Annotated in this window: 2 protein-coding genes and 7 pseudogenes; 6 read left to right on the top strand and 3 right to left on the bottom strand. The window is 61.5% G+C overall.

Annotated elements, in window-relative coordinates:
- The 5 genes and pseudogenes from N7I30_RS21600 to N7I30_RS21580 all read left to right on the top strand — a co-directional run.
- Nucleotides 1–209, top strand: a pseudogene (locus tag N7I30_RS21600) (integrase core domain-containing protein); the annotation flags it as partial.
- A 92-nt stretch (nt 210–301) separates the two neighbouring features.
- Nucleotides 302–1,055: pseudogene (locus N7I30_RS21595) on the top strand (IS3 family transposase); the annotation flags it as partial.
- A 342-nt stretch (nt 1,056–1,397) separates the two neighbouring features.
- Nucleotides 1,398–1,526: pseudogene (locus tag N7I30_RS21590) on the top strand (IS110 family transposase); the annotation flags it as partial.
- A gap of 58 nt (nt 1,527–1,584) precedes the next feature.
- Nucleotides 1,585–1,840, top strand: a pseudogene (locus N7I30_RS21585) (IS256 family transposase); the annotation flags it as partial.
- Between the two features lie 56 nt (nt 1,841–1,896).
- Entirely contained in the window at nt 1,897–2,436 is a 540-nt protein-coding gene (locus N7I30_RS21580; RefSeq protein WP_498641047.1) for a hypothetical protein, read from the top strand.
- Here the strand turns inward: N7I30_RS21580 and N7I30_RS21575 are convergent.
- A complete protein-coding gene (locus N7I30_RS21575) occupies nt 2,423–4,303 on the bottom strand; it encodes a glycosyltransferase family 2 protein (protein ID WP_498641046.1) in 1,881 nt (626 codons plus the stop codon). The two genes, N7I30_RS21580 and N7I30_RS21575, sit on opposite strands and share 14 nt — an antisense overlap.
- Before the next feature lie 229 nt (nt 4,304–4,532).
- Nucleotides 4,533–4,649: pseudogene (locus N7I30_RS21570) on the bottom strand (IS3 family transposase); the annotation flags it as partial.
- A gap of 65 nt (nt 4,650–4,714) precedes the next feature.
- Between N7I30_RS21570 and N7I30_RS21565 the strand changes: the two are divergent.
- Nucleotides 4,715–4,978, top strand: a pseudogene (locus N7I30_RS21565) (transposase); the annotation flags it as partial.
- A gap of 238 nt (nt 4,979–5,216) precedes the next feature.
- Here the strand turns inward: N7I30_RS21565 and N7I30_RS21560 are convergent.
- Nucleotides 5,217–5,327, bottom strand: a pseudogene (locus N7I30_RS21560) (IS110 family transposase); the annotation flags it as partial.
- Between the last annotated feature and the right edge of the window lie 154 nt (nt 5,328–5,481).

The raw sequence follows: 5,481 nt of genomic DNA, 5'->3' as shown, positions 1-5,481 counted from the left end.
GCGTCGAATGGCATTACATCGCGCCGGGAAAGCCCATGCAGAATGCCTTCGTGGAGAGCTTCAACGGGCGCTTCAGGCACGAGTGCCTCAATGACACGCTGTTCTCGACACTGTCCGAGGCCCGCAGCGCCATCACCTCATGGAAGGAGGGTTACAACCATCACAGACCACACTCCGCCCTCGGCAACGTGCCGCCGGCCGAGTTCGCAATGAAATCCGCACTGCAAACACAGGCCGCTTAAGGCCAAGAACGAAACCCAGGATTCTCCCTCAAACCGGAGGAGATTGGGGTCTCAGGTCACATCCCAATCAGATTACGCAGTGGTGTTCCCAGCTACTGGAGGGTGCCGCCGACGTCTTTGGGCCGGAAGCGGCTGCGATTGCCGCGGCGCCGACGGTCGACGTGAAGACGCTGCATGCCAAGATCGGGGAGCTGACGCTGGCGAACGATTTTTTGGACGGCGCGCTCGACAAGGTCGGACTGTTGCCGAGCGCAAGACGATGATCGACCGGTCGCACGACCTGCCGATCGCCCGGCAGGCACGTGAACTCGGGATCAGCCGGGGGAGCGTCTACTACTTGCCGCGCCCGGTTCCCCCGGCCGACTTCGCGTCGATGCGGCGGATCAACGAGTCGCATCTGGAATATCCCTTCGCCGGCAGCCGTATGCTGCGCGACCTCCTCGCCGGGGAAGGCATCGTCGTCGGCCGCCTTCATGTCGCGACGCTGATGAAGCGACTGGCGATCGAGGCGAGCTACCGCAGGCCGAACACCTCGAAACCTGCGCCGGGCCACAAGATCTATCCCTATCTCCTGCGCAAGCTGCCCGTGACGAGGCCCAATCAAGTCTGGGCGATGGACATCACCTACATCCCGATGGCCCGCGGCTTTGTCTATCTTGCCGCCGTCGTCGACTGGTTCAGCCGGCGGGTGCTGAGCTGGCGGCTGTCCATCCCGATTCAAGCTGACTTCTGCATCGAGGCTGTAGAGGAGGCCATAGGCTGGTTCGGCAAGCCGAGATCTTCAATACGGATAGTCAGAAGATGGTCGCCAGTTCCCGGGTGGTTTGTCTCAAACACCGATCGACCGTCTGGTAGGCTGGCGCGTAGGGCGCCTCGGTGTGGCCTGACCACACTCCGATCGACCAGCCGTGTCTTTCCCTGGACCTGTCGACCGCCCGGGAACGCCCTGCGGTGAGGTTTTGCCTCGCCGATGCTTGTGACCCGAGAAGGGCTTGACCTCGTTGGTCTCGTGACTGTCCTGTCCGCGCATTCGGTCCTGGCGAAGCTGTCGATTAACAGTTGATCCAAGAGGTTCGCTTGAACATTGATAACGGAGCAACGCCCCGTGTCGTTGGCGGCGTCGATACCCACAAGGACTTGCATGTCGCGGCCGTCGTGGACGAACACGACCGTGTCTTGGCCAGTCAGTCTTTTGCCACGACACGGCAGGGATATCGGCCGATGATCGCGTGGATGCGATCGTTCGATGAGCTCCAACGCATCGGCATCGAGTCGACCGGCAGTTATGGAGCCGGCCTTCTGCGTTTCGCTCAACAGGCGGGGATCGAGATCTTGGAGGTCACCCGCCGAACATTGGGACCACCTGCACCGCAAACCCGACTGAGAGCGTCTTCGCCACCGTCCGGCATCGAACCGTGCGAACGAAAGGCGCCCTGTCGCATAAGACCGCCCGGCTCATGGTCTTCAATCTCGTCATGGCCGCTTCGAAGACCTGGCGACGGCTGAAGGGCAAAAATCGCTTGCCGATGGTCATCGTAGGCGTCACGTTCACAGACGGTGTCGCAGTCATCCCCGACGCCAATCAACGCGCCGCCTGATCGGGGTGCCGACATAAAACGGGCACCAAACCACGTTAAGCGGACAAATTCAGAACGTGGCCTTTGATCAGAAGGGCGGCAGATCCTCGGGGAACTCGCCGCCTGCGGCGAGAAAACGTTCCCATGTCGCGCGACCGCGCGCGCTGAGGGTCAGGCGGTCCTCTGTTGCCCGGGACACGTTCGACGAGATCGATCAGAGGGCGGATCGAGCTGTTGCCGATCACCTTTTCGGGGTGGAAGGCCTCGACCACGAGTCGCCAATCCACCGTGCCGCGCTTGGTCAAGGCAGGCTCGAGATGTTCAGGCATCTCCCGGTCACCCTTTCGACCGTACATAAAAAGACAGCAAGACCAGAAGGCGTTGCGGGGTCCTGGTGGAATGAGCGCTCAGTCCAGCGGCCCGTGGACCGGGATCGTCGCGGGCGCGGGCAGCGGATCGCCCTGAGCATCGGCAAAACCCTGCTTGTAGGCCCGCTCCAGGGCACGGGCGATGGCCCCGCCCGTATCGACGGCACAGCCGTATTTCCGATCATGTCGATCCTTAAATACGACGTCTCGGGCTTCCTTGCGACTCGGATTGATGTCATCCCGCTCTAGGCCTCGTCCACTGCACGCCATCGGCATATTCCGCCAGAAGGCGTCGCGACTCTGGCACGAAGGGCGTTTCACCGAACGTCGTCTTCTGCTGCTCGTGGATGCGGCTGGAAGCTAGGAAGTCGGGGATGTGGACGACCGTTGCTCCTGCGCCTGCCATTCGGAGCCAGAGATCGTAGTCCAGTACATAGTAAAGATCGAGGCGCAGGCCACCGCCGGCGCGCAGCCAGATGTCACGGGTGAAGAACACCTCTGGTTGGAAGAAGAAGCATCCGCCCAACCAACGGTTGTCGAAGTCGAGAAGCTCGTTGAGCGGCAGACTCGTCGGCCGGCCGAAGGGTAGATGGTTGTGATGCGAATGGACGACGCTGACGCCGTCCTCCTTCACCTGGAGGCAACCTCCTGCAACGACGTCGGTGCGGTGGCGCATGAACGCCTCGGCGACCCGAAACAACGCGCCTGGCAGCAGCAGATCATCGCTGTTCAGCCAGCTGACAATATCGCCTGTCGCACGGTCGAATCCTTTGGTCAGGCCGTCGGACTGTCCGCGGTCCTTCTCGACGATCAGCACGTCGAAAGAATCATGGTAGCGTTCGATGACGTCGATGCTGCCGTCCTTGGACGCCCCATCGACCATGATGAATTCGAGGTTCGGATAGTCCTGGTCTATGATCGAGCGGATTCCCTGTTCAAGAAAGGCAACCTGGTTGAAGCTAACCATCACCATGGAGATCTTCGGCCAATTTGTTGCGGCTTGGCGCGTCTCCGAAGGGCGTCCGTCTGGGCCGAGAGCATCGAGCCATTCTTCCGATGGCGCATAAAGAGCGAGTTGTCCTTTCGTCGCGACCAGATGACCGGGGTCTGCTGGCCGGGGGTCCCTGCCTTGAGGAGTCAAAAGCGTCTGATCCGGATGCAGCCGCCCGCGCAGGAGCGCTTCGCCGTCGGGATCGCTCACCGGGTCGATCATGAAGGTCCGCACAGCGGCGAAATCCTCTGCCCGCACCGCGGCGAGCCAGCCCGCAAAGGTTTCGGGCGACGGCTTGATGAGAGCCGGCTGCAGGGCCGACATCCCGTTGCCGGGGATCAGGTCGATAACGAGTGCGCCTGCGGCACGAGCTGCGGTCCGAACCTCTTCAGCGGCCGGCCCCTCGGCCGCAATCACGATCGGCGCGCGTACCACTGCCGTGTCAGATAAGGTCAACACGATTGTGCTGGCCGCAGATCCTAGCGCCCGAGTCCCTGAACGCGCCTCTCGCATTCGATGCAGAACGGAGGCGGCATATCTGAGCAACCCCGTCCGCCGCAATATCCCAACCGCCCGGCCCTTCAGGCTGACATCGTAGGAAAGTTTGCCTATGGCGTTCGCGATCTGCGTATTCTGCTGAATGAGGCGCGCGAGCTGTTCTCCGATTTGCTGCTCGAAGGCGGTTGATCGTATCGCCGGCTCCGGAGCAGATCGCACCTCAGGAAGAGCAGCGACAGACTGCGAAAGGCGCACCCAGCCGGTCGTCGAGGCGGCCGAAGCAAACAGGCCCCGCCCCTGTAGCGCATCGACGGCTGGATCGTCGGCATGTAGGATGACGATGCCATCCGGGGCGAGCCTGGCCACCGCTTCCCCAATTCCCGCTCCTTCCAAAGTCTCACAGAGGATGAGCGCGGCGGCAGCATCGTCGGCCGTTGCGGCCCGATAGCCTGCCGCCTTGACGACCGCTTCGATTTGCAAGGCACCGGCTCCGACGATCCGAACCGATGCCGGCGGCGCACAGGCCGAGAAGAGCTCCGCCGCTGCGCCGAGCAGTGCGGTCGGCGGCGCGTCAGGTTCCGACGACGCCGTCACGGCTGACTGGACACGATTGAAATCCCCCTGCATCGGCCTCCATATTCCCTTGTATAGATCAGATATCTGACCGCAAAAATGCGAGCCTGCTACCCGATGACCCCAGACGCCGGAGACCGCCAGGCCAGGCGATTGTCGGTCGCTTTACCCGACCAACGCCTGAAAACCTAGTCCGCCTATTGGGGGTCCGGTGAGAGAATTGTCGTAAACGTACGCTTTCATGACTGGACTTGTACCGTAAAAGCGGAGAGCGTTTTCGATTTTATGCGGTCCGCCTCTCGAACTGAAGGGGGCTGATGAATTCGAGCGCCGAATGGCGACGAACGGGATTGTAGAAGCCGTCGATGTAGCGGCCGATCGCGTCGGTCGCCTCGGTTCGGTTCGACCTGAGACCCTGAACTTCCTCCAGATTTGGGTAGAGTCCGTCGATCACGGAGACGGACGATGCGACCATCACGGTTCACAGAGGAACAGATCATTGGAATGCTGAAGGAGCAGGAGGCCGGCGCGAAGACGGCGGATGTCTGCCGCAAGCATGGTATCTCGTCGGCGACCTTCTACAAGTTCAAGGCGAAGTTCGGCGGCATGGAGGTGTCGGACGCCCGCCGCCTGAAGGCGCTTGAGGACGAGAATGCCCGGCTGAAGAAGCTCCTTGCCGAGCAGATGCTCGACAACGCGATACTGAAGGATGTCGCCGCAAAAAATGTATGGTCCGCCCCGTCCGTGCAAGGGATCGCGACATCGCGGATGACGATTCCAGTTGCATAAATGTATCCGGCCTCTCGCGAGTGGACTGATGTTGCAGCCAGGCCATGATGAGATCCGCGCACGCCGTTCCCAATAAATGGTTCGGGCACGAAGCCCGCTTTTTTGCACAGGGCTTACGGCATGCTGATCCACTGTTTCGTCATCGCTATTCCCGAGCCTTGCAATCGAGCCGGAAGCTTCAGGCGAATGCAGGATCCCTGCGTTCGTAGAGCGTTCCCGGCTTGGTCAGGACAACCCAAACGATGCGCGCCATCTTGGCGGCGAGCGCGACAACCGCCTTGTTCGGGTGCATTGTGTCCCAGCGCCTGCAGTCTCGAGCTATGGCCGGAGTTGGGTGACGGGGCCGATCAGGCGGCGCGTTGATCAGCGGTCGCGGTGAACGCGACGCCGTCGGTGAACTTGATGCCAGCGATGACCATAGGCAAGCAATTTTCGCCTTTCAG

The organism is Aurantimonas litoralis, assembly GCF_026153195.1.
GTDB lineage: Bacteria > Pseudomonadota > Alphaproteobacteria > Rhizobiales > Rhizobiaceae > Aurantimonas > Aurantimonas coralicida.
This window is presented reverse-complemented; position numbering and strand designations above follow the sequence as displayed.